Origin of the sequence: Pseudomonas farris (assembly GCF_019145235.1) — a bacterium.
Classification (GTDB): Bacteria; Pseudomonadota; Gammaproteobacteria; order Pseudomonadales; family Pseudomonadaceae; genus Aquipseudomonas; species Aquipseudomonas farris.
The window spans coordinates 393,705-415,298 of the sequence record NZ_JAHSTV010000001.1 but is presented as its reverse complement, the minus strand read 5'-3'; the positions used below and the strand labels follow the sequence as shown (position 1 = coordinate 415,298).

Sequence of the window (21,594 nt, the reverse complement as noted above, 5' to 3'; positions counted from 1 at the left end):
ATTATGTGTAAAGGGTTGTGCTTGTAAATATTTCTTATTCGCGCGGGAGTTGTGTCGTAGATCAAGAGATCGCAACCTCGTAGCTCCTACACAAGCACGCGGTTCATGTAGGCGCTGTCGAGTGAAACGAGGCTGCGATCTTTTGATCTTCTACAAAATAGCCGCGTTACTGCGTTGGGCTTGCTTGAGGTAGGCGCTCAATTCCCGCGCCGGCAGTGGTTTGCTGTAGTGATAACCCTGACCTTCGTGGCAGCCTTCGGAGATGATGTAGGCCTCTTGCTCGGCGGTTTCCACGCCTTCGGCAATCACCTGCATGCCCAGGCTCTTGCCCAGCTGGATGATGGCGCGAACGATGGTCGCATCGTCGTCGTCATCGAGCAGGTCCTGAACGAAGCTCTTGTCGATCTTGATCTTGTCCAGCGGCAGGCTTTTCAAATAGCTCAGTGATGAATAACCGGTGCCGAAGTCGTCGATGGCGATCAGCGCGCCGGAGCGACGCAGGCTCAGCAGATGCTGGGCGGCGGTGCTGATGTCTTCCATAAGGCCGGTTTCGGTGACTTCCAGCTCCAGGCTGCGCGGGGGCAGGCGATACATCTGCAGCAGGTTATTGACCACCCGCGGCAATTCGGCGTGGTGCAATTGCACGGTGGACAGGTTCACCGCCATGCGCAGGTCGAAACCCTGATCGTGCCATTCGCGCAATTGTTTGCAGGCCTGATCCAGCACCCATTCGCCGATGGCGATGATGGTGCCGTTCTGCTCGGCCAGCGGGATAAACAGGTCCGGCGGCACCAGCCCGTGTTCGGGATGCTGCCAGCGAATCAACGCCTCGACGCCCACCACGCGATGATCGCGGTAACTGATCTGCGGTTGATAGACGAGGTAGAACTGGTCGCGGATCAAGGCATCGCGCAGGTCTTTTTCCAGCTCGCGGCGCCGACGCATTTCCGTGTCGACGCTGGCGATATAGAACTGATAGCGGTTGCGCGAGCGAGTCTTGGCCAGGGTCATGGTCTGCTCGGCTTTTTGCAGCAACTTCTCGGTGCTGTCACCGTCCTCGGGGAACAAGGTGATGCCGATGGTGGCGCGCAGGCGAATTTCCTGATGATCGAGGGCGAATGCCGCTTCCAGGTCATCAAGAATGCTTTGGGCCAGTTCGGCCGCTTCATAGGGTTGTTCGATGTCGGCCTGGACCAGTGCGAACTGGTCGCCACCCAAACGGGCGAGGGCGCCGAGGCGACCGCTGTGAGCCCGCAGGCGATCGGCCAGGGCCAGCAGCAATTGGTCGCCAGTCTGATAGCTGAACTGTTCGTTGATGCCTTTGAAATCATCGAGCCCGACACACAGCACCGCTACCCGGCGCTGCAATTTTCCGGCGTCGACGAGGATTTTGTCCAGTTGTTGCTGCAATTGCTGGCGGTTCGGCAAACCGGTGAGGAAGTCGTACTGGGCCATGCGCAGCAGGCTGTTTTCTGCTTCGTGGCGCAGGTGAGTATTGCGCTCGATGGATTCGAGCAACTGGTTGGCGGTATTGATCCAGACACCCAACTCGTTTCTCTCATGCCCCTTGAGCTGCGGAATCTTGTGGGCGCTGGGTCGGTCCGGGTTGATTTCGGTCAGGTGTTCGATAATCCGCGACAGCGGTTTGGTCAGCAGCCAGTGATAGACCAGATACAGCACCAGAGCCATGGCCAGGGCGCGCAATACGCCAGAGATGAAGATGATCACCGAGCTGACAATGAAGCCCTTGCCGTAGGTGGCCGTGTCGAGGGTAATGCTCAGGTCGCCGTAGTACTCGCTGTAGGGCCCGCGGCCCACCAGTTGGGTGGTGAAGGTGCGTTCGTTGCCGAGGATCAGGTCAGTCAGCCAGCGGCTGTTGGAGTGCTGCAGTTCACGGGTTTTTTGCGCAAGCATGGCTTCGTTAGGGTGGCCGATGGAGGCCATGCGCACAGCGTCGTCCTGAAACAGGCCTTCGATCACCTGCATACCCATTTCCCGGTCCAGGCTGTAGACGGCCTGGGTCGAGGGGTCACGGAACATATCGAGGATGCGCTGAGCATCGTTGGCCACGGCCTGGCGTGTTTTATAGGCATCGAAAACGATCTGCGCGCAGCTCAAGACCACGCCGACGATCAATGCCGACAGGAGCACGACCCGGAGCAACTTCACCGACAAGCTGTTCTTGAGTTCCAGCTTCAAAGGGTTATTCCTTGTTCCGTGCGGGTAGCGTCAAGTTGCCATGAGTATTGGCAATCCCGTGATGTCAGTCAAAGGGACAATCCAACCCAGGGGATTTTGCCGGTAGCTTGGCGGATATGCTGTTGTTTGGAGTATTTGCCCTATTAGCACTGTGTCGGTTGTTGGGGCCCTCAACTTGAGGGGAACGGGACAATTTTTCCTTGTGGTTGATGTTAGACGGCTGTGATGTGGGGGCAAGAGGGCAAATGCCACTCGCGTTGTGGGAATGTTCCCTCCAACTGTAGGCGCGAGACTTGACCGCGAAGGCGGCTATAGGAATGTACCCATTTCCCCAGCCCATAAAAAAACCCGGCAAAAGCCGGGTTTTTTGACTGGCGCGAAGCTTAAGCGGTGAAGGTTTTGCCTTCGAACTGCTCAGCGACGAATTTCCAGTTGACCAGGTTCCAGAACGCTTCGACGTACTTCGGACGAAGGTTGCGGTAGTCGATGTAGTAAGCGTGTTCCCAGACGTCGCAGGTCAGCAGCGGGGTGTCGCCGCTGGTCAGCGGGTTGCCGGCGCCGATGGTGCTGGCCAGGGCCAGGGAACCGTCAGCCTTTTTCACCAGCCAGCCCCAACCGGAACCGAAGGTACCGATGGAGGTTTTGCTGAACTCTTCCTTGAACTTGTCGAACGAACCGAACGCTGCGTTGATGGCATCAGCCAGCGCGCCGGTTGGTTGACCGCCGGCGTTTGGGGCCAGGCAGTTCCAGTAGAAAGTGTGGTTCCAGACCTGAGCGGCGTTGTTGAAGATACCGCCCGAGGAAGTCTTGACGATTTCTTCCAGGGTCTTGCCTTCGAACTCGGTGCCTGGCACCAGGTTGTTCAGGTTCACGACATAGGTGTTGTGGTGCTTGTCGTGGTGGTATTGCAGAGTTTCCTCTGAAATGTGCGGCTGCAGGGCATCGTGTGCGTAAGGCAGCGGCGGCAATTCGAAAGCCATGATGATTCTCCTAATCAGGTCAGTTGCGGTGAGCGCAAGGCCGATCACGGGCGGCCAGACATGCGCCGGGGAGTTTGTACTCTTTGCGGCGCAGGGATCGGATCATAGCACCGGGGGTGCGGCATAACCACGCAACAACTGTGTGGAATAGAGGTTCCAGAGCCTTTTGGAATAAATCACCCGGCGCTGATTAACTGGAACGCTACGGTGAACATCATCACGGCGACCAACAGGTCGAGAATTCGCCAGGTGCTCGGCCGTGCCAGCCACGGCGCCAGCCATGCCGCGCCAAGGGCTAAAGTGAAAAACCACAGCAATGACGCACTGGCCGCGCCCACCACATAAGCGCCGGGCTCGGTTTGTTGAGCGCCGAGGGAGCCGATCAGCAACACGGTGTCCAGATACACATGCGGGTTGAGCAGTGTCACTGCCAAAGCACTGAGCAGCACCGCCCGCAGCGATCGTACTGTCTGATTTTCACCCTGTTGCAGGCTTTGTTTCGAGCAGGCCCGACGCAGCGCCAGGCTGCCGTACCACAGCAAAAATGCCGCGCCACCCCAACGGGCGATGGCCAGCAGGGTCGGGTTTTGCGCCAGCACTGTCGCCAGCCCGAACACTCCGGCGGCCACCAGCAACGCATCGCAGGTCACGCAAAGCGCCGCCACCGGCAGGTGATGTTCACGCCGAAGGCTCTGCGCCAACACAAATGCATTCTGGGTGCCGATTGCCATAATCAGCCCCGCGGCCACCAACAGGCCGTTCACATAGCTTTGCCACATATGTATTACTCCGCGTTGGACGCCAGATCCCGCAGTACCTGCAGGGCGCGTTCGGCATCGGCCTGGCCGACGAACAAATGGTCGTGGTAATACCCGGCGATCACGTTGCAACTGATGCCGGCCTTGCCCAGTGCCGTGGCGAACGCGGCGGTCAGGCCGACGGCTTCGAGGGCTGAGTGCACGTTCAAGGTGATCCAGGCGGCGACGTAATCGAAGCTGAAACCGGCCTTCTCAGCGTGGGAACGTTCCAGAATCACCGTCAGGCCTTCCCGTTCACGAAAACTGCCGACAATCTCAAGGCCGGTGGGCAACTTGCCGTTGCGCAACGTGCAGAACACGTATTCGCCGTCATTGAGTTGCGGGCTCATGCTGCGCAGCAGGGTTGCCAATGACGTTTCGCCAGCCATGTCGGTGATCCTTGTTCAAGAGTTCTTGCTGGCCATTCTCCGGTTGAAGGCTGTATAAGAAAAACCAATAGTCCTGATCGCCCATTAGGAAAACTGATGTTCGACTACAAATTACTTTCCGCGCTCGCCGCCGTGATCGAACAGGCCGGATTCGAACGCGCCGCGCAGGTGTTGGGTTTGTCCCAATCGGCCATCTCCCAACGGATCAAACTGCTGGAGGCACGGGTCGGCCAACCGGTGCTGGTGCGGGTCACACCCCCGGCGCCGACGGAGATTGGCCGGCGATTGCTTAACCATGTGCAGCAGGTGCGATTACTTGAGCGCGATCTACAAACGTTGGTCCCGGCGCTGGACGAAGAAGGCCTGCCAGAACGCCTGCGTATCGCTCTGAATGCCGACAGCCTTGCCACTTGGTGGGCCGAGGCGGTGGGGGACTTTTGCGCGGAACAACATCTGTTGCTCGACTTGGTGGTAGAAGACCAGACCGTCGGCCTCAAACGCATGCGCGCAGGCGAAGTGGCGGGGTGTGTCTGCGCCAGTGAACGGCCAGTGGCCGGTGCGCGCAGCGTTCTGTTGGGGGCGATGCGCTACCGTGCGATGGCGAGCCCGGCGTTCATTGCCCGGCATTTTCCCGATGGTGTGCGCGCCGATCAGTTAGCCAAAACCCCGGCCCTGGTGTTTGGCCCGGATGATTTCCTACAGCATCGCTACCTCGCATCCCTCGGTGTGGATGGCGGTTTCGAACACCATTTATGCCCATCGTCCGAAGGCTTTCTTCGTCTCACCGAAGCAGGGCTTGGCTGGGGCCTGGTGCCTGAATTGCAGGTGCGCGAGCAACTGGAACGCGGCCAATTGCAGGAGCTTTTGCCAGATAAGCCGATCGATGTGCCGCTGTACTGGCATCATTGGCGCAATGGCGGTCAGCTTTTGGGGTTACTCACCGATCAATTGGTGCGCTCGTCGAAGCAATGGCTGGTGCCGTTGGACTGACGGGCAGCGTCAAGACCTCACGCCCTACGCCCTACGCAATATGCAAAGCGCAAAACGCAAAACGAAATATTCGGAGCAATTCATGAAGATTCTGGTCACCGGCGCAAGCGGCTTCATTGGCGGACGCTTTGCGCGTTTCGCCCTGGAGCAGGGCCTGGACGTGCGGGTCAACGGTCGCCGGGCCGAAAGCGTCGAGCATCTGGTGCGCCGTGGCGCCGAGTTCATTCAGGGCGACTTGAGCGACCCGCAACTGGCACGCGACCTGTGTTCAGACGTTGAAGCCGTGGTGCATTGCGCCGGCGCTGTCGGTTTGTGGGGGCGGTATCAGGACTTTCATCAAGGCAACGTCGAAGTCACCGAGAACGTGGTCGAGGCCTGTCTGAAACAGCGGGTCCGGCGTCTGGTGCACTTGTCGTCGCCGTCGATCTACTTCGATGGCCGCGATCATCTGGGGTTGACTGAAGAGCAGGTGCCCAAGCGCTTCAAACATCCCTATGCCGCGACCAAATACCTGGCTGAGCAAAAAGTTTTCGGTGCGCAGGAATTCGGCCTCGAAACCCTGGCCCTGCGCCCGCGCTTCGTGACGGGTGCCGGCGACATGAGCATTTTCCCCAGACTGCTGAAGATGCAGCGCAAAGGGCGCTTGGCAATTATCGGCAACGGCCTGAACAAGGTCGATTTCACCAGCGTGCAAAACCTCAATGAAGCGTTGCTCAGCAGCTTGCAGGCCAGCGGTTCGGCTCTGGGCAAGGCCTACAACATCAGCAACGGAGCACCGGTTCCATTGTGGGATGTGGTCAATTACGTGATGCGCCAAATGGATGTCCCACAGGTTACCCGCTACCGTTCCTACGGTTTGGCCTACAGCCTTGCCGCGCTCAACGAGGGTGTGTGCAAGCTGTGGCCAGGTCGTCCCGAGCCGACGCTATCGCGGCTGGGCATGCAGGTCATGAACAAAAACTTCACCCTGGACATCAGTCGCGCACGGCATTATCTGGACTACGATCCGAAAGTCAGCCTCTGGACCGCCCTCGATGAATTCTGCGGCTGGTGGAAGGCTCAGGACATTCGCTGACACACAAGGGTGACCCCTTACTGAACCGAGTTCGGGGTTCAGGGTCAACCGGTGCGGCAGCGGGGGTTATACTTCGCCGCATCAAGCCATCACCGCGTTCCACAAAGGTTGACCCTAATGCCCATGCGTAACGATGCCAACGACGACTTCGACGATGTCCCGAGCCTGCGCGCCGACAGCCTCGATGACGATGATTTTCCGACCACCGCTCGCACTGCCGTGCATTCGCGCACCACACCGGTGGTCAAGGTCAAAGGCCCGAGCACCGGCCCTCTGTGGGCATTGGTCGGCGCGTTGTTCTTTGCCTTCGCCGGCCTTGCCTGGTGGAGTTTTCAGCAGATCTCGCTGATGGAACAGCAACTGGTGGCGACCCAGGAAAGTTTTGCGCGCATCAGTGAGGAAGCGGCGGGGCGCTTGCAGGACATTTCCGGCAAGGTCGTGGCCAGCCAGTCCAACGTCAGCACTGGCAGTGAAGCGTTGAAGCTGCAAATCAAACAGCTCGAAAGCAAACTACAGGACCAGAGCAAACAGCTGGAAAGCAAGCTTCAGGATCAGAGCAAGCAGCAGCAAGGCGTACTCGGCCAGACCTCCGATCTGGACAAGCGCCTGGCGCAAATGACCGCGCAAGCCACCGAACAACAAACCGCCAATGCTCAGTTGCAGGCTCAGGTCAAAGCCTTGAGCGGTGAACTGGCCGCGTTGAAGAACGCGTCGGACGATAAGTTCGACGCCCAATTCAAAAGCCTGGGCGCTGACATCGTCGCGTTGAAGAAACAAGGCAATCCAAGCGCCGCCATCGAGCGCCTGGAGCAAGACATGATCGTGCTCAAAAGCCAACAAGACAATCGCCCGGCCGCCGCAGCAGGTGGCACCAACACCGCCGAGTTCGACGCCTTCCGTGGCCAAGTCACCCGCAACATCAACACCCTGCAGGCGCAGATTCAGAATCTGCAGCAACAACTGCGCACCCGGTCTCAATAGCCCGATGCAGTGATGGGGCCTGTGGAGTGGAGCTTTTGTAGAATGGGTTTTGTGGTTAGGGGCTTGCTGTGGCTAGGGGCTTTTTGTGGCGAGGGGGCTTGTCGGAACGCCGCATCGCCCCGTTGGAGTGCGAAGCGCTCCCCTACATTCTTCCAGCTGCACCGCATGCTCAGGTTTTACGACTGCTGCGCAGCCGAACGGGGGCAAGCCCCCTCGCCACAAAAAGCCCCTCCCTAAAGAGAGTCCCCTGGCCACACAAAGCCTCTTCAAAGCACAGACCTCCCCACCGTTTCCTGAATATTCATACATAGCCCCAAGCCGTCTACGCTCTTGAAACACTAACAAGAACGGGGAATACGCGATGGGGGTTCTTCACAAGTTTGCCTGGCTGGGCGGGTTGCTTTTACTGTGCCTGGGGCCGATTCACGCCGCCACGACGGAAAAGGATGACAGCCAGGCCGCCAAAGCCTTGCTGGAAAAAGCCCTGGCCTATTACCACGAGCAGGGTGACAAGGCTTTCGCGGCGTTCAGCCGTCAGGGCGAGTTTGTCGACAAGGATCGCTATGTCTTCGTGGTCGACACCAAGGGCGTGATGCTCGCCAGCGGCGGACCATCTTCGGCGTTGATCGGTCGTGATGTGTCCGAGGTACTCGGACCGGAGGTGCAAAAAGCCTTCAAGGACGCCTTGAAAGTGCCGGAGGGCAACGGCATTCAGCAAGCCGAATACCGCTGGCAGAACTGGGCCGACGGTAAGGTTGAACGTAAGCATGTATTCTATCAGCGCATCGGCCAGCGGATTCTGGCGGTCGGTTACTATCTGCCACGGGCCTCGCCGCAACAGGCGCAAGCGTTGCTCGATAAAGCAGCGGTCGATCTGGCCAAAAACGAAAAGGGCACGCTCACAGCGATCAACTCCCTCAAGGGCGGTTACTTGCAGGATGACCTGTACGTGTTTGTCGTCGACGTGGATACCCAGCGTTATGTCGCCCACGGCACCAATTTGCGACTGATCAATACCGACTTCGGCAAGATCAAGGACCCGGAAGGCAAACCGGTGGGCGAGCCGATTCTGGCGCTGATGGCCAAACAGGATGACGGCGAATACGAATACCGCTGGAAAAACCCTGTGACTGGCAAAGTGGAAGACAAGCATGCCTACCTGAAAAAGGTCGGGCATTTTCTGGTGGCGGTGGGGTATTACAGCCCTTGAATGGCGGTGAGTGACAGACCGCTTTCGCGAGCAAGCCCGCTCCCACAGTGGACCGAGTTCTTCCAAATGAAATGCGGTCGAATGTGGGAGCGGGCTTGCTCGCGAATGCAGGCGACTCGATTGGCCTATCGAACCTTGTCCTCCCGCCCCCGCAACACCCTGTTCGGCATGGCAATCGCCGCCGCCAGCCCCAGCAGCGACACCGCCGCGCTGACCATCAGCAAATGCCGGAAGGTCAGCAGCAGCTCAGCGCGCAGGGCATTTTGTGCATCCCCCGGTGCGGCGTTCAAACCATCGAGCAAGACATTCCCCGAATGACCCTCGGCAATCAGCGATGAGCCGGCCAAGTGAGCGAAACTCGAATCCTGCAATAACGCCAGCAGCAGCGCCGACATTAACGCCACACCCACCGCACCGCCCAGAGAACGGAACAGATTGGTGGTGCTGGTGGCGACGCCGATGTCCCGTTGTTCCACCGAGTTTTGCGTACCCACCAACGACGTCGGAAACTGCATACCGCTGGCGATGCCGCTGAGCAACATGAACAGGCTGCTTAGCACAAACGCCTGAGGCGCACTGAACGCCATGCCTAGTATTGAGAACGGCATCAGCAAGGCGCCGGTCAGGATCATCGGTTTGTAACGACCGGTCACCGAGGTCTGGCGTCCGGCGAAATACGCGCCTATCGGCAAGCCCATGGCCAGCGGCAACAGATGCAACGCGGCGCTATCGGCCCCGGCGCCGGTGACGCTCTGGAAGCGCAGCGGCATCAGCACGATCAAGGAAATCGCCTGGAAACTGGTGAAGAAAATCGTGCACCAGCAAAGAATCGCGCTGCGGTTGGTGAACAAGTGCATCGGCAGCAACGGTTCCCGCGCCCGCCGTTCATGCCAGACGAACACGGCCAGCACCACCACCGCACAACCGAGCAAACCCGACACTTCGGTGCTGCGCCACGAATGGCCTTGGCCGACCTGAGTGATGCCCAGCAACAACGCCGTCAGGCCGATGATCATCAGCACGGTGCCGAAGTAGTCGATGATCGGCTTGCGCTGCGGCACTGGCAACCCCACCAGCGTGCGGTGGGCCACGAGCCAGGCACCTAGGCCCAATGGAAGATTGATCAGGAACACCCAGCGCCAAGACAGGTATTCGGTCATGTAGCCACCGAGAACCGGGCCGGCCACGCTGGCCACCGCGTACATGCTGCTGAAGTAACCCTGATAGCGACCGCGCTCGCGGGGCGGAACGATGTCGCCAATGATCGCCTGGCTCACCGAAATCATCCCGCCGGCACCGATGCCCTGAAGGATCCGCGCCAGCACCAGTTGCTCCATGCTTTGCGCCATGCCGCAGAACAACGACGCGAGGGTGAACAAGCCCATGCCGAACAGCATCAACTTGCGGCGGCCATAGAGATCGCCGAGTTTGCCGTAGATCGGCACCGCCACGGTCATCGCCACCATGTACCCGGAAATCACCCAGGCCAGCAGGCTGACATCCTTGAACTGCGCGGAAATGGCCGGCATCGACACGGCGACGATGGTCTGGTCCAGCGCGCCCAGAAAGATCGCCAGCATCAGGGCGATCAACACGCTGCGAATGGCCGGTTTGGGCGTTTCAGGCTGGTTGAGATTGGTCACGGGTAAAACCTGCGGGCAGTGATGGACCCGCAGCAGGCAAGGCGAGCGGGATGCTCGCCAGTGTAAGTCGATAGGAGGCTATTCGATAGCCTCATATGGAAGCCCGACGTAATTTTCGGCAATGGTTTTTCGACCCGCCTCGGAGTCCACGAAATAGGCCAGCTCCGATTCGCTGATGCGCTGGCTGAACGCGTCGTGCTCGTCGAAGCGATGCAACATCGAGGTCATCCACCAGGAAAACCGCTCGGCTTTCCACACCCGCCGCAAGCAGACTTCGGAATACTTCTCCAGCAAATCCACACGGCCTTCACGGTAAACCTTCAGCAGAATGTTGAACAACGTACTGACGTCGCTGGCCGCCAGGTTCAGGCCCTTGGCGCCGGTGGGCGGGACAATGTGCGCGGCGTCGCCGACCAGGAACATCCGCCCGTACTGCATCGGCTCGACCACGAAACTGCGCAGCGGCGCGATACTTTTTTCGATTGACGGGCCGGTCACCAGCGCGTCGGCGAGGGCGGTCGGCAGACGGGATTTGAGCTCATCCCAGAAGCGCTGATCGGACCAGTCCTCGACTTTGTCCTGGGCCGGTACCTGGAGGTAATAACGGGTGCGTGTCGGCGAACGCATGCTGCACAGCGCAAAACCCCGTTCATGCCGCGCGTAGACCAACTCTTCATGCACCGGCGGCGTGTCGGCGAGAATCCCCAGCCAGCCGAACGGATAAACCCGCTCGAACACTTTCAGGCAGTCCGCAGGAATCGACTGCCGCGCCACGCCATGGAAACCATCGCAGCCGGCGATGTAGTCACAATCGAGTCGATATGTTTCGCCGTCCTTGTCGAAGGTGACAAAGGGTTCGGCGGTTTTCATGCCGTGGGGGACGACATTGCTGGCTTCGTAGATCGTCTGCGCACCAGCGTCCCGACGAGCGGCCATCAGATCGCGGGTGACCTCGGTCTGGCCATAGATCGTTACGGTTTTGCCGCCCGTCAGCGCCTGCAAATCGATGTGTACCCGGCGCCCGTCGAGGGCCAGTTCGAAGCCTGTATGGACCAGCCCTTCGGCGTCCATGCGCTGACCCACCCCGGCCTGACGCAACAGCTCTACCATGCCTTGTTCGAGGACACCGGCGCGGATGCGCCCGAGCACATAATCCGGGGGCTGGCGCTCGAGGATCAGGGTGTCGATGCCGGCATTATGCAGCAATTGGCCGAGTAGCAAACCAGAGGGGCCGGCACCGATGATTGCGACTTGGGTTTTCAGTGTTTTCATTGTTTTTATGACTCGCAAGCTCCACGCGACCAAGGCCGGTGAATGATTTTTATGGATCGAGTACTTGCATTTTTCACTTGCGGGTCTGTCAATTGAAGGGGAAAACTGAGCCGATACCTGTACATTCTGCCAATCGGTGCGATTATCGCCCCGTTACCTTCGAGGCCTGGATTGAAGTGATGAACAAGCCTGACCTGCCATCGATTCCGGTGTTCAAACTCTACGGTGAAAGCCTGGACTGGCCGACCCCTGACTTGTTGCACTGTGAAACCATTTCCAAACGCAGCCGCGAACATCAATGGGAAATAAAACCTCACCGCCACGCGGATTTGTGTCAGTTGCTCTTCGTCTTCAAAGGTCAGGCAGAGCTTGAGATCGAAGGCAAACGCTCACAATTGACCGAACCGGCAATCCTGATTCTGCCGCCGTTATCGGTGCATGGTTATCGGTTTTCCGAGGACGTCGAGGGTTTCGTCGTCACGCTGGCCGCGCCGCTGATCGCCCACCTGCAAGCACAACTGGGCAATTCGGTGAACGCTCTGGCACAGGCCGAAAGCTACCCGGCGGGCAAGGACAGCGAGTACCTCAACAGTCTGTTTTCGGCGCTGCAAAGCGAGTACACCGGCCATCAACCGGCGCGGGAAATGCTCATGCATTCGCTGGTCAGCGTGATTATGGTGTGGATCAGCCGCCAGGTGATTCAGCGCCAAACCGCCACTCAGCGTCCGCAGCGGGCTCGGGAATACCTCAACGGCTTTATTCAACTGGTGGAAGAGACTTATCGCCAGCACGTCAAGGTCGAGGACCTGGCTCATCGGCTGGGGATTTCCGTGTCCCACCTCAACGGCACGTGCCGTGAGCTGGCGGGGCAACCGGCGTTGCAGATCATGCACGAGCGTCAATTGCTGGAGGCCAAGCGCTTGCTGACCTACACCAGCATGACCATTTATGAAATGTCCGACGTGTTGGGGTTTTCCGATCCGACCAACTTCACACGCCTGTTCAGGCGTCGCGTGGGGATTTCGCCCAAGGCTTTTCGCGACCGCTTGAAGGCCGATCAGGACCATGCCGATCAGGACAACGAGGCCTGAACCTGTACCGAGGGGGCTTGCCCCCGTTGGGTCGCGAAGCGGCCCCAGCATTTCAATGAGAACACCGCATTCACCGAATTACGACTGCTGCGCAGCCGAACGGGGGCAAGCCCCCTCGCCACAGGTGTTCGTTACCGGAGGGCGTTGAGGGTCGCGTTGTGGGGAATGCAGCGCTCGAAGTTGCAGCTCGCGTATTCACGGGGCACTTGTCGCAACTGCTCGACACGCCAGGCGGCTGTGCCATACAGCGCTAGTGTCGCCGCGCAAGTGATGAAAATGGCGAGGTATCTTTTTGTTTTGATGTTCATGGCGTTGACCTCTGAACGAATACCTTTCGGTACTGCTTTGAGCATAGGTCAGCGCGGATGAGTTGCCAGCAAAGCCGCTTTCGCGGTTAACGCGATATTCAGAACAATGATGAGCCAATGTGGGAGCGGGCTTGCTCGCGAATGCGGTGGATCAGTCGACATCATTGTTGAATGTCACACCGCTTTCGCGAGCAAGCCCGCTCCCACATTTTGATCCGTTTACAACCCAACATCCCACTCCGGTTCTTCGGGAAATCTAAGCACCAAAAAATCCAGCATGCTGCGCAACGCCGCCGGCATGTGTTTGCGTGAGGCGTACACCGCATAGATGTTCAGCTGCCGAGGCTTGGCCTGGGGCAACAGGCGGATCAGTTCGCCGCTGTGGATATGCACGCCGGCCAGGTAACTGGGCAGCATCACCACGCCAGCCCCGGCCATCGTCGCGCGCAACAGCGTGCTGGCTTCGTTGGCGCTGATGTTGCCCTCCACCGGCACCGAGACGGGCTCGCCGTCCTGTTCGAAATGCCAGAGGCTTTTGCCGAAGTAGGAGTGGGTCAGGCAGTTGTGCAGGCTGAGGTCCTCGACCCGTTGCGGTGTCGGGTGCTCGCGCAGGTACGCGGGGGAAGCGCAGATCACTGAACGGCAGACCGTCAGCCGCCGGGCGATCAGGTTCGGGTCCAGGTCGTTGCTGGTGCGGATGGCCAGGTCGATGCGTTCATCCACCAGGTTCACCGTGCGGTCGAGCATTTGCATATCGATGCTGACGCCGGGGTAACGTTTGACGTAGGCCGCCATGGCGTCCGCCAGTTGCGCTTGGCCGAATGAGGTGCTGACGCTGATCCGCAACAGGCCTCGCGGTGCGTCGTCCGGTTCGCTGACGGCGGCTTGCATGTCGGTGGACAAATCGAGCATCTGCCGACAGCGAGGCAGGATCTCACTGCCGGCGGCGGTCAGACTCAATTTGCGCGTGGTGCGATGCATCAGGCGCGCGCCGACCCAATCCTCCAACTCCGCCAGATAGCGTGAAACCACCGGCCGTGAGAGGTCCAAGTGATCGGCGGCGGCCGATTGGCTGCCCAGGTCCACCACCGTGACGAATACCCGCATTGCTTGTAGACGATCCATGATTTGCCCGCTTTCAGAAACAAACTATGTTCAAGCATCGCATTTTTTGTATCGAACCAGGCAACTAAGCTCTGTCCCATCGCCAAGCATGGCATTCGGACAACGGAGCAACAGATGATCGGCTTCACTTCAATCAAACGCATTCTTCTGGCAACCGCTACGCTCGGCTTCGCGGCCCATGCCGCTGCGGCATCCACCCTGACGCTGGACGTCTACAACCCTGGCATCAACGCGATCTTCCCGGTGACCTCGGTGCTGGTCAGCGGCGAGAAGGAAGCGATTCTGGTGGACGCGCAATTCGGCAAAGCCCAGGCCGAACAGGTGGTGGAAAAAATCCGCGCCAGCGGCAAGCAACTGACCACCATCTACATCAGCCACGGTGACCCGGATTACTACTTCGGCCTCGACACCGTCACCCAGGCGTTCCCGAAAGCCAAAGTGCTGGCCTCGCAACCGACTGTCGATCACATCAAAAAAACCGTCGACGGCAAACTGGCGTTCTGGGGCCCGAAAATGGGCGCTGACGTACCGAACAAAACCATCGTGCCGCAGGTGCTCAAGGGCGATAGCCTGATGCTGGAAGGGCAGAAATTGCAGGTGATCGGCCTGGACGGCAAGCAGCCGGATCGCAGTTTTGTGTGGATCCCGTCGATCAAGGCAGTGGTTGGTGGCGTGGTGGTCGCGGAAAACATTCACGTGTGGATGGCCGACACCCAGACCCCGCAATCCCATGCCGATTGGCTGACGACGCTGCAGGCGATCGAAGCGCTGAAGCCCACCACCATTGTGCCGGGTCACTACCTCGGTGAGAGCGCGCGTTCTCTGTCGGCGGTGCAATTCACCGCCGATTACATCAAGGCTTTCGACGAAGAAACCGCCAAGGCGAAAGACGCTGCCGAACTGATCGGCGCAATGAAAAAACGCTACCCGACCCTGGGTGAAGAAAGCTCGCTGGAGCTGAGCGCCAAAGTCGCCAAGGGCGAGATGAAGTGGTAATCCGCCGCAGCTGAAACTGCTTACCTGTGGCGAGGGTTGTGGCGAGGGGGCTTGCCCCCGTTGGAGTGCGAAGCGCTCCCCTACATTCTTCCCGCCGCACCGCATGCTCAGGTTTTACGACTGCTTCGCAGCCGAGCGGGAGCAAGCTCCCTCGCCACACTGATCAATGCAAACCAAGTAACTTCGCGTACACCCAAACCAACTGGAGAACGTCATGAGCAACATCGCAATCATCGGTGCCACCGGTCGTGCCGGTAGTCAACTGTTGGAAGAAGCCCTGCGTCGCGGTCACAGCGTCACTGCCATCGCCCGCGACACTTCGAAAATCGCCCCGCGTGCCGGGGTCGTGAGCAAAAACGTGGACGTGCTCGACGCTGCTGCATTGCAAGCCGCCGTGGCCGGGCATGATGCGGTGATCAGCGCTGCGCATTTCTCGACCATCCCTGCCAGCGCGATCATCGAGCCAGTGAAGAAGGCCGGGGTCAAGCGTCTGTTGGTGGTGGGCGGTGCGGGTTCGCTGTTGCTGCCGGGCGGCTCTCGGGTGATCGATAGCGAAGGTTTCCCGGAGGAATACAAGGCCGAGGCTAGCGCCGGTGCTGCGTTCCTGAATACTTTGCGTCAGGAAAAAGACTTGGACTGGACGTTCCTGTCGCCGTCGGCAGAGTTTGTCGAAGGTGAGCGCACCAGCGCGTTTCGAGTCGGCAAGGATGACTTGCTGGTGAGTGCCGAAGGCCGCAGCTGGATTACCTTTGCTGACTTCGCGATTGCGCTGCTTGATGAACTGAAAACGCCGAAGCATTCAAGGCAGCGGTTTACTGTCGGGTATTGATCCACGAAACACCGCACGCCAGCGTTGATCGTTCCCACGCTCTGCGTGGGAATGCCTCATCGGACGCTCCGCGTTCGGCTCTTGATGGGACGCGGAGCGTCCCGGGCTGCATTCCCACGCAGAGCGTGGGAACGATCATCTCTCAGCGGCTCTGAGCCTGCTCCACCAACCACCCCATCAATTCGCGCAACTTCGGCGAAGGTTCCGGTTTCTCGGGGAACACCAGGTAATACGCCAACCCGGTTTTCACCCTCAAGTCAAAAGGCATGACCAGCCGTCCGGCACTCAGGTCATCGCCAATCAACGACCAATCGCCAATCGCTACACCTGTCCCCTGGGACGCCATCGACATCGCCAGGTCAAGGGTTTCGAAATGCTGACCTTTGCCGACATTGCTCAGCCGAATATCCGCGGCTTTCAGCCAGGCGTTCCAGTCCCGTTCATCACGGGTGGGGTGCAGTAACAAGTGTTGCTGGAGGTCGGCCGGTGTCTGCAAAGCCATCGGCCCTTCAAGCATCGGTCGGGAACACACGGGCGTCAGTTGCTCATCGAACAGATGCTGGGAGGCCAGTGAGCTGTCCGGCGGCGCGCCATACATCACCGCCGCATCGAACTGCTCGCGATGAAAATCCACGCCGTGTTTCACCGTGGTGGTCAATTCCACCGGTACATCCGGGCGTTCCTTTTGCCACTGCAACAGGCGTGGCAACAGCCAGCGCATCACGCAGGTCGGGGCTTTCAGTTGCAGGGTTTCGCGCTTCTCGCCGATCTGCTCCACCGCCTCGTCGATCAGGCCGAAAATCTGCTGCACCCGTGGCAGCCATTCCCGTCCTTCGGCGGTCAGGCTCAAGCCCCGCGCCTGGCGAATGAACAGCTCATAACCCAGATGATCTTCCAGCCCGGCGATCTGCCGGCTCACCGCGCCTTGGGTGATGTGCAGTTGTTCGGCGGCCCGGGTGAAGTTGCAGCACTGCGCGGTGATCAGAAAAGTGTGCAGCGCCGGCAGGGGAGGCAATCGTTTCATTGGGATCCAAGGTATGACGTGAAGACATGGCTAGTATGACTTTTTATCCATTGTTGCGGCTACGCGTCGCCCGTTCCAATGAGGCCATCCCTGGACCTGCCAACCCATCATAAACACTGCGCAGGCCCGGCGTCTCAAACGAACAAAAAGGGCAAAGACATGGCGACGTGCGGCGAAGTATTGGTCAAGTTACTCGAAGATTACGGGGTCCAGCAGGTGTTCGGCATTCCCGGGGTGCATACCGTGGAGCTGTATCGCGGGCTGGCCCGTTCGAGCATCAACCACGTCACTCCCCGTCACGAACAGGGCGCCGGTTTCATGGCCGACGGTTATGCGCGCACCAGCGGCAAACCGGGTGTGTGCTTCATCATCACCGGCCCTGGCATGACCAACATCACCACCGCCATGGGCCAGGCTTATGCCGACTCGATCCCGATGCTGGTGATTTCCAGCGTGCAATCGCGCAGCCAATTGGGCGGCGGTCGCGGCAAGTTGCATGAACTGCCGAACCAAAGCGCACTGGTCGGCGGCGTGGCAGCGTTCTCTCACACCTTGATGTCGGCGGCTGAATTGCCGGGCGTGTTGGCCCGCGCCTTCGCGCTGTTCCAGGCTGGCCGTCCGCGTCCGGTGCACATCGAAATTCCGTTGGACGTGTTGGTCGAAGAGGCCGATGACTTGCTCGCCAGCGTGCCGGTGAACATTGATCGCGCCGGTGCTTCGCCAAGCGCGATCAGCCGCATGACCGACTGGCTGGCCGGGGCCAAGCGCCCGTTGATTCTCGCTGGTGGCGGTGCCATCGACGCGGCGGCCGAGCTGACCGAATTGGCGGAACTGCTGGATGCGCCAGTGGCCCTGACCATCAATGCCAAGGGCATGCTCGAGTCCAGTCATCCGCTGCTGATCGGCTCGACCCAAAGCCTGGTAGCCACTCGCGCACTGGTCGCCGAGGCCGACGTGGTGCTGGCCATCGGCACCGAACTGGCCGAAACCGATTACGACGTCACCTTCGCCGGCGGCTTCGACATTCCCGGCGTGCTGCTGCGCGTGGACATCGACCCCGACCAGACCGTGCGTAATTACCCGCCGAAAGTCGCGTTGGTGGCCGATTCGCGCAACGCCGCTCAGGCCTTGCTGAGTGCGCTGTCCCACCAGTCGCTGGCCGAGCGTCGCAACGATTGGGGGCAGGTGCGCGCCGCGCGTTTGCGCGATGAATTGGCCGCAACCTGGGATGCCCCAACACTGGCCCAGACCCGTTTCCTGGAAACCGTTTTGCACGAATTGCCGAGCGCGGTATTCGTCGGCGATTCGACCCAACCGGTGTACACCGGCAACCTCACCTTCAACCCGGAACGCCCGCGCCGCTGGTTCAACTCGTCCACCGGCTACGGCACCCTCGGTTACGCCTTGCCGGCGGCGATAGGCGCCTGGCTCGGTGGCAGCATCGAAGGCGGCGTGCGACCTCCGGTGGTGTGCCTGATCGGCGATGGTGGTCTGCAATTCACCCTGCCGGAACTGGCCAGTGCGGTTGAAGCACGCACCCCGGTGATCGTACTGTTGTGGAATAACCAAGGCTACGAAGAGATCAAGAAATACATGGTCAACCGCGCCATCGAGCCGGTAGGCGTGGACATCTACACCCCGGACTTCATCGGTGTGGCCAAGGCGCTGGGTTGCGCAGCCGAGGCGGTCAGCGGTGTCGAAGAACTGCGCAGCGCGCTGCGTCTCGCCACCGATCGCCAGGGTCCGACCCTGATTGAAATCGATCAGACCCAGTGGATGAAGGCGGTGTCGAAATGAGTTTTCCTATTACTCTGGATGGCCTGTACATCGATGGCCAATGGTTGGCTGGCAACGAACATTTACGCGTGATCAACCCGGCGACCGAAGCGCTGCTGACAACCGTCAACGGCGGCGATGAACACGCTGTCGATCAGGCCGTCACGGCGGCGACCCATGCTTTCAAACAGTGGTCGAAAACCACCGGCGCCGAGCGCGGGGCGATCCTGCGCAGAATCGCCGCTGGCGTACAGGCCGGTCGTGAACAGTTGATGAAGTTGCAGTCGAGCAACAACGGTAAACCGCTGTTTGAAGCGGCCATTGATGTCGACGATGTAATCGCCACGTTCGAGTACTACGCCGATCTGGCCGAAGGCCTGGACGGTAAACAGGACAGCGCCGTGGCGTTGCCGAGCGACGATTTCAGTGCCCGTTTGCGCCGCGAGCCATGCGGTGTGGTGGGGCTGATCGTGCCGTGGAATTTCCCGATGGTCACCACCGCCTGGAAGCTCGCCCCAGCGCTGGCCGCCGGTTGCTGCGTGGTGCTTAAACCGTCTGAAGTGACGCCGCTGCCGGAGCTGGAACTGGCGACGATCATTGCCGAAGCCGGTCTGCCAAACGGTGTGTTCAATCTGGTCTGCGGCACCGGCCTGGCCGTTGGTGCGCCGCTGTCGGCTGATCCGCGCATCGCCAAGATTTCCTTCACCGGCAGCAATGCGGTGGGCGTGCAGGTGATGCAGCGGGCAGCGGAAACCGTGAAGGGTGTGAGCCTGGAACTGGGCGGCAAATCCTCGCTGCTGGTACTCGCCGATGCCGACATCGAATTGGCCGTGGAAGTGGCCTGTGGCGGTGGTTTCTTCAACGCCGGGCAGATGTGTTCCGCCACCAGCCGCGTGCTGGTTGCCGATGAACTGGCGGAAAAATTTGTAGCGCGATTGAAGGCGCGCGCCGAAGCCATTCGCGTGGCCGACCCGTTCGACCCGAACGTGGAAATGGGCGCACTGGTCAATCAGGCGCAATACCAACGGGTGCTGGGCCACATCGATCGCGGTTTGAGCGCAGGCGCGAAGCTGATCTGCGGCGGTAATCGCCCGGCAGACCTGCCACGCGGCTATTTTTTGCAGCCGACCATTTTCATCGACGTGCCCCTCGACAGTGCGCTGTGGTGCGAAGAGATTTTCGGCCCGGTGATCTGCGTGCGCAGTTTCAGCTCTGAAGCCGAGGCGATTGCCTTGGCCAACGACAGCCAGTTTGGTCTGGTGGCCAGCGTGGTCACGCGCGACGCAGAAGCCGCCGATCGGGTCGCCAACGCTTTGCAGGCGGGGCTTGTGTGGATCAACGCGCCGCAAGTGATCTTCCCGCAGACCGCTTGGGGTGGCTACAAACAGAGCAGCATCGGCCGCGAATTGGGGCCGTGGGGCTTGCAGGCTTTCCAGGAAATCAAACACGTGATTCGGGCCGTCTGACAGCACGAAAAAGGTGAGCGCATGCCTCGCGATGAGGCATGCGCCAGCGTCATGGCTTCAATGAGTTTTTATCGATAGTCAGGTGTTTTGCACGACCTCAGGATGAACCCGCTGGCATCGCCAAGGCCCATTGAAACCGGGGGCTTGAAGCTGATCTGGCCCCGCGGATGCAACGGTTGCGACCAACCTCATACTTAAAAAAACAAAGGGAGTCCTTCATGGGCGAGCACGATCTGAACAGACGTCAATTCATCAAAACCGTGGGCGTGGCGTCCGTGGCTGCGGCGGCCATGAGCATGCCGTTCATCAAGGCCAATGCCAGCGACACACGTTTCCAGGGCAAGACCCTGCGCTTGCTGACCTGGTCCGATGACACCGGCCTTGCCGCATTGCGCAACATCGCCGCGACTTTCGAAGCCAAGTACGGCTGCAAGGTCATCGCTGACCGCACCGGCAGCACCTCGGAAATGGTCGCCAAACTCAAGGCCGGCGGTGATCGTCCGCAGTACGACATCATCACTCTGGCCGGCGTCGGCGCTGAAGGTCTGGCCGCCGCCAACCTGCTGGAAAAACCCGATCTCAACCGCATCCCCAACCTGGTCGACGTGCCGGAGCAATACCGCACTGGCGCCAATGGTCATGGCATCGGTTACCTGCTGTGGTGCAACAGCCTGGTCTACAGCACCCGCACCATCAAAGAAGCGCCGGACAGCTACGCCGCCCTGTGGGACGCGGAGCTGTCGCCGAACATCTTCCTGCCGCCGCCGAACTGGACCGAGGCCATGGACCTGATCATCATCGCCGCCAAACTGGCCGGTGGTGACGAACACAACATCGAGCCAGGCTTCAAGAAACTCGCCGAGCTGAAAGATCGCGTCGTGACCCTGGGCGAAAACCCGAACCAGATCGCCGAGTTGTTCCGCACCGGTTCCCTGGACATGGGGGGCCTGTACGCGCCGGCGTTTTTCCCGAAACAGATTCGCGATCCGGCCTACGGCCTGGGCGCCACGTTCGGCATGAAGGAAGGCTTCTACACCGACCTGATGTTGTCGGTGATGCCGAAGAATCGCCCGGGCGATATCGACCTGGCCTACGCCTTCATCAACCACTCTCTGGACCCGCTGGTGCAGGGCAAGATGGCCGAAGACATCTACAACGGCCCGGTTAACGCCAAGGCGATCATCTCCGCCGAAGCGCGCAAAAGCCCGTACATCCTCACGCCGGAGCAGATTGCCGAGAAGGCGATCATGCACGACAACGCCTTCCTGGCCACCGTGCATGACCAATGGATTCGTCGTTACACGGAAATCTTTTCTTCCTGATCGAGTGGCGAACACAGTTCCTTTGAAACACCACAAATCCAATGTGGGAGCGGGCTTGCTCGCGAATGCGGTGTGACATTCAACATTGATGTCGACTGACATGGCCTCTTCGCGAGCAAGC

The 21,594-nt window shown here is 59.8% G+C and carries 19 protein-coding genes; 10 read left to right on the top strand and 9 right to left on the bottom strand.

The genetic code is table 11. The features are described from left to right. Nucleotides 1–150: 150 nt before the first annotated feature. The 4 genes from KVG95_RS01900 to KVG95_RS01885 all read right to left on the bottom strand — a co-directional run bounded on the left by KVG95_RS01900 (nt 151) and on the right by KVG95_RS01885 (nt 4,365). Nucleotides 151–2,199, bottom strand: coding sequence for a putative bifunctional diguanylate cyclase/phosphodiesterase (locus KVG95_RS01900; protein WP_123719333.1), 2,049 nt, complete (start codon nt 2,197–2,199; stop codon nt 151–153). 383 nt (nt 2,200–2,582) lie between these two features. Further along, nucleotides 2,583–3,179 carry a superoxide dismutase gene (locus KVG95_RS01895; RefSeq protein ID WP_007898423.1) on the bottom strand — a complete coding sequence of 199 codons (597 nt, stop codon included), beginning with the start codon at nt 3,177–3,179 and terminating at the stop codon, nt 2,583–2,585. 176 nt (nt 3,180–3,355) lie between these two features. Next, entirely contained in the window at nt 3,356–3,958 is a 603-nt protein-coding gene (locus KVG95_RS01890; RefSeq protein WP_008069553.1) for a LysE/ArgO family amino acid transporter, read from the bottom strand. A 5-nt stretch (nt 3,959–3,963) separates the two neighbouring features. Further along, on the bottom strand, nt 3,964–4,365 hold the full coding sequence (locus KVG95_RS01885) for an ACT domain-containing protein (RefSeq protein WP_217854311.1): 402 nt from the start codon (nt 4,363–4,365) through the stop codon (nt 3,964–3,966). Between the two features lie 96 nt (nt 4,366–4,461). Here KVG95_RS01885 and KVG95_RS01880 point away from each other — a divergent pair, with 96 nt between their 5' ends. The 4 genes from KVG95_RS01880 (at nt 4,462) to KVG95_RS01865 (ending at nt 8,621) form a co-directional block, all read left to right on the top strand. Further along, nucleotides 4,462–5,355 carry a LysR family transcriptional regulator ArgP gene (locus KVG95_RS01880; protein WP_048395587.1) on the top strand — a complete coding sequence of 298 codons (894 nt, stop codon included), beginning with the start codon at nt 4,462–4,464 and terminating at the stop codon, nt 5,353–5,355. Nucleotides 5,356–5,437: 82 nt separating this feature from the next. Continuing rightward, complete coding sequence (locus KVG95_RS01875) at nt 5,438–6,430, top strand: NAD-dependent epimerase/dehydratase family protein (RefSeq protein ID WP_217854310.1); 993 nt, start codon at nt 5,438–5,440, stop codon at nt 6,428–6,430. Nucleotides 6,431–6,547: 117 nt separating this feature from the next. After that, nucleotides 6,548–7,411, top strand: a complete 864-nt coding sequence (locus KVG95_RS01870; protein ID WP_217854309.1) for a coiled-coil domain-containing protein — start codon at nt 6,548–6,550, stop codon at nt 7,409–7,411. Nucleotides 7,412–7,772: 361 nt separating this feature from the next. Then, a complete protein-coding gene (locus KVG95_RS01865) occupies nt 7,773–8,621 on the top strand; it encodes a cache domain-containing protein (protein WP_217854308.1) in 849 nt (282 codons plus the stop codon). 125 nt (nt 8,622–8,746) lie between these two features. Here the strand turns inward: KVG95_RS01865 and KVG95_RS01860 are convergent, their stop codons facing one another. Further along, nucleotides 8,747–10,264, bottom strand: coding sequence for an MDR family MFS transporter (locus KVG95_RS01860; protein WP_217854307.1), 1,518 nt, complete (start codon nt 10,262–10,264; stop codon nt 8,747–8,749). Between the two features lie 78 nt (nt 10,265–10,342). Beyond that, nucleotides 10,343–11,527, bottom strand: a complete 1,185-nt coding sequence (gene pobA, locus KVG95_RS01855; RefSeq protein WP_437180780.1) for a 4-hydroxybenzoate 3-monooxygenase — start codon at nt 11,525–11,527, stop codon at nt 10,343–10,345. 188 nt (nt 11,528–11,715) lie between these two features. Between pobA and KVG95_RS01850 the strand changes: the two genes are divergently transcribed. Further along, nucleotides 11,716–12,627: a helix-turn-helix domain-containing protein gene (locus KVG95_RS01850; protein ID WP_008069566.1), complete on the top strand. Its 912-nt coding sequence runs from the start codon at nt 11,716–11,718 to the stop codon at nt 12,625–12,627. Nucleotides 12,628–12,758: 131 nt separating this feature from the next. On the opposite strand, the gene KVG95_RS01845 is transcribed toward KVG95_RS01850, so the two are convergent. Next, nucleotides 12,759–12,935 (bottom strand): hypothetical protein, encoded by a 177-nt coding sequence (locus tag KVG95_RS01845; RefSeq protein WP_167344819.1) that lies wholly within the window; start codon nt 12,933–12,935, stop codon nt 12,759–12,761. A 219-nt stretch (nt 12,936–13,154) separates the two neighbouring features. After that, the gene (locus KVG95_RS01840) at nt 13,155–14,060 is read right to left on the bottom strand and encodes a LysR family transcriptional regulator (protein ID WP_217854305.1); all 906 of its coding nucleotides are present in this window, start codon (nt 14,058–14,060) and stop codon (nt 13,155–13,157) included. A gap of 114 nt (nt 14,061–14,174) precedes the next feature. On the opposite strand from KVG95_RS01840, the gene KVG95_RS01835 reads away from it, so the two are divergent. After that, the gene (locus tag KVG95_RS01835) at nt 14,175–15,056 is read left to right on the top strand and encodes an MBL fold metallo-hydrolase (RefSeq protein ID WP_217854304.1); all 882 of its coding nucleotides are present in this window, start codon (nt 14,175–14,177) and stop codon (nt 15,054–15,056) included. A gap of 214 nt (nt 15,057–15,270) precedes the next feature. Beyond that, complete coding sequence (locus tag KVG95_RS01830; RefSeq protein ID WP_217854303.1) at nt 15,271–15,885, top strand: NAD(P)-dependent oxidoreductase; 615 nt, start codon at nt 15,271–15,273, stop codon at nt 15,883–15,885. A gap of 142 nt (nt 15,886–16,027) precedes the next feature. On the opposite strand, the gene KVG95_RS01825 is transcribed toward KVG95_RS01830, so the two are convergent. Continuing rightward, entirely contained in the window at nt 16,028–16,909 is an 882-nt protein-coding gene (locus KVG95_RS01825) for a LysR substrate-binding domain-containing protein (RefSeq protein WP_217854302.1), read from the bottom strand. Between the two features lie 159 nt (nt 16,910–17,068). Between KVG95_RS01825 and KVG95_RS01820 the strand changes: the two genes are divergently transcribed. The 3 genes from KVG95_RS01820 (at nt 17,069) to KVG95_RS01810 (ending at nt 21,473) form a co-directional block, all read left to right on the top strand. Beyond that, nucleotides 17,069–18,706 carry a 5-guanidino-2-oxopentanoate decarboxylase gene (locus KVG95_RS01820; RefSeq protein ID WP_217854301.1) on the top strand — a complete coding sequence of 546 codons (1,638 nt, stop codon included), beginning with the start codon at nt 17,069–17,071 and terminating at the stop codon, nt 18,704–18,706. Further along, nucleotides 18,703–20,151 (top strand): aldehyde dehydrogenase family protein, encoded by a 1,449-nt coding sequence (locus KVG95_RS01815; protein WP_217854300.1) that lies wholly within the window; start codon nt 18,703–18,705, stop codon nt 20,149–20,151. Before KVG95_RS01820 ends, KVG95_RS01815 begins: the two co-directional genes overlap by 4 nt. A gap of 218 nt (nt 20,152–20,369) precedes the next feature. Further along, a complete protein-coding gene (locus KVG95_RS01810) occupies nt 20,370–21,473 on the top strand; it encodes an ABC transporter substrate-binding protein (protein WP_052967303.1) in 1,104 nt (367 codons plus the stop codon). The last annotated feature ends 121 nt before the right edge of the window (nt 21,474–21,594 follow it).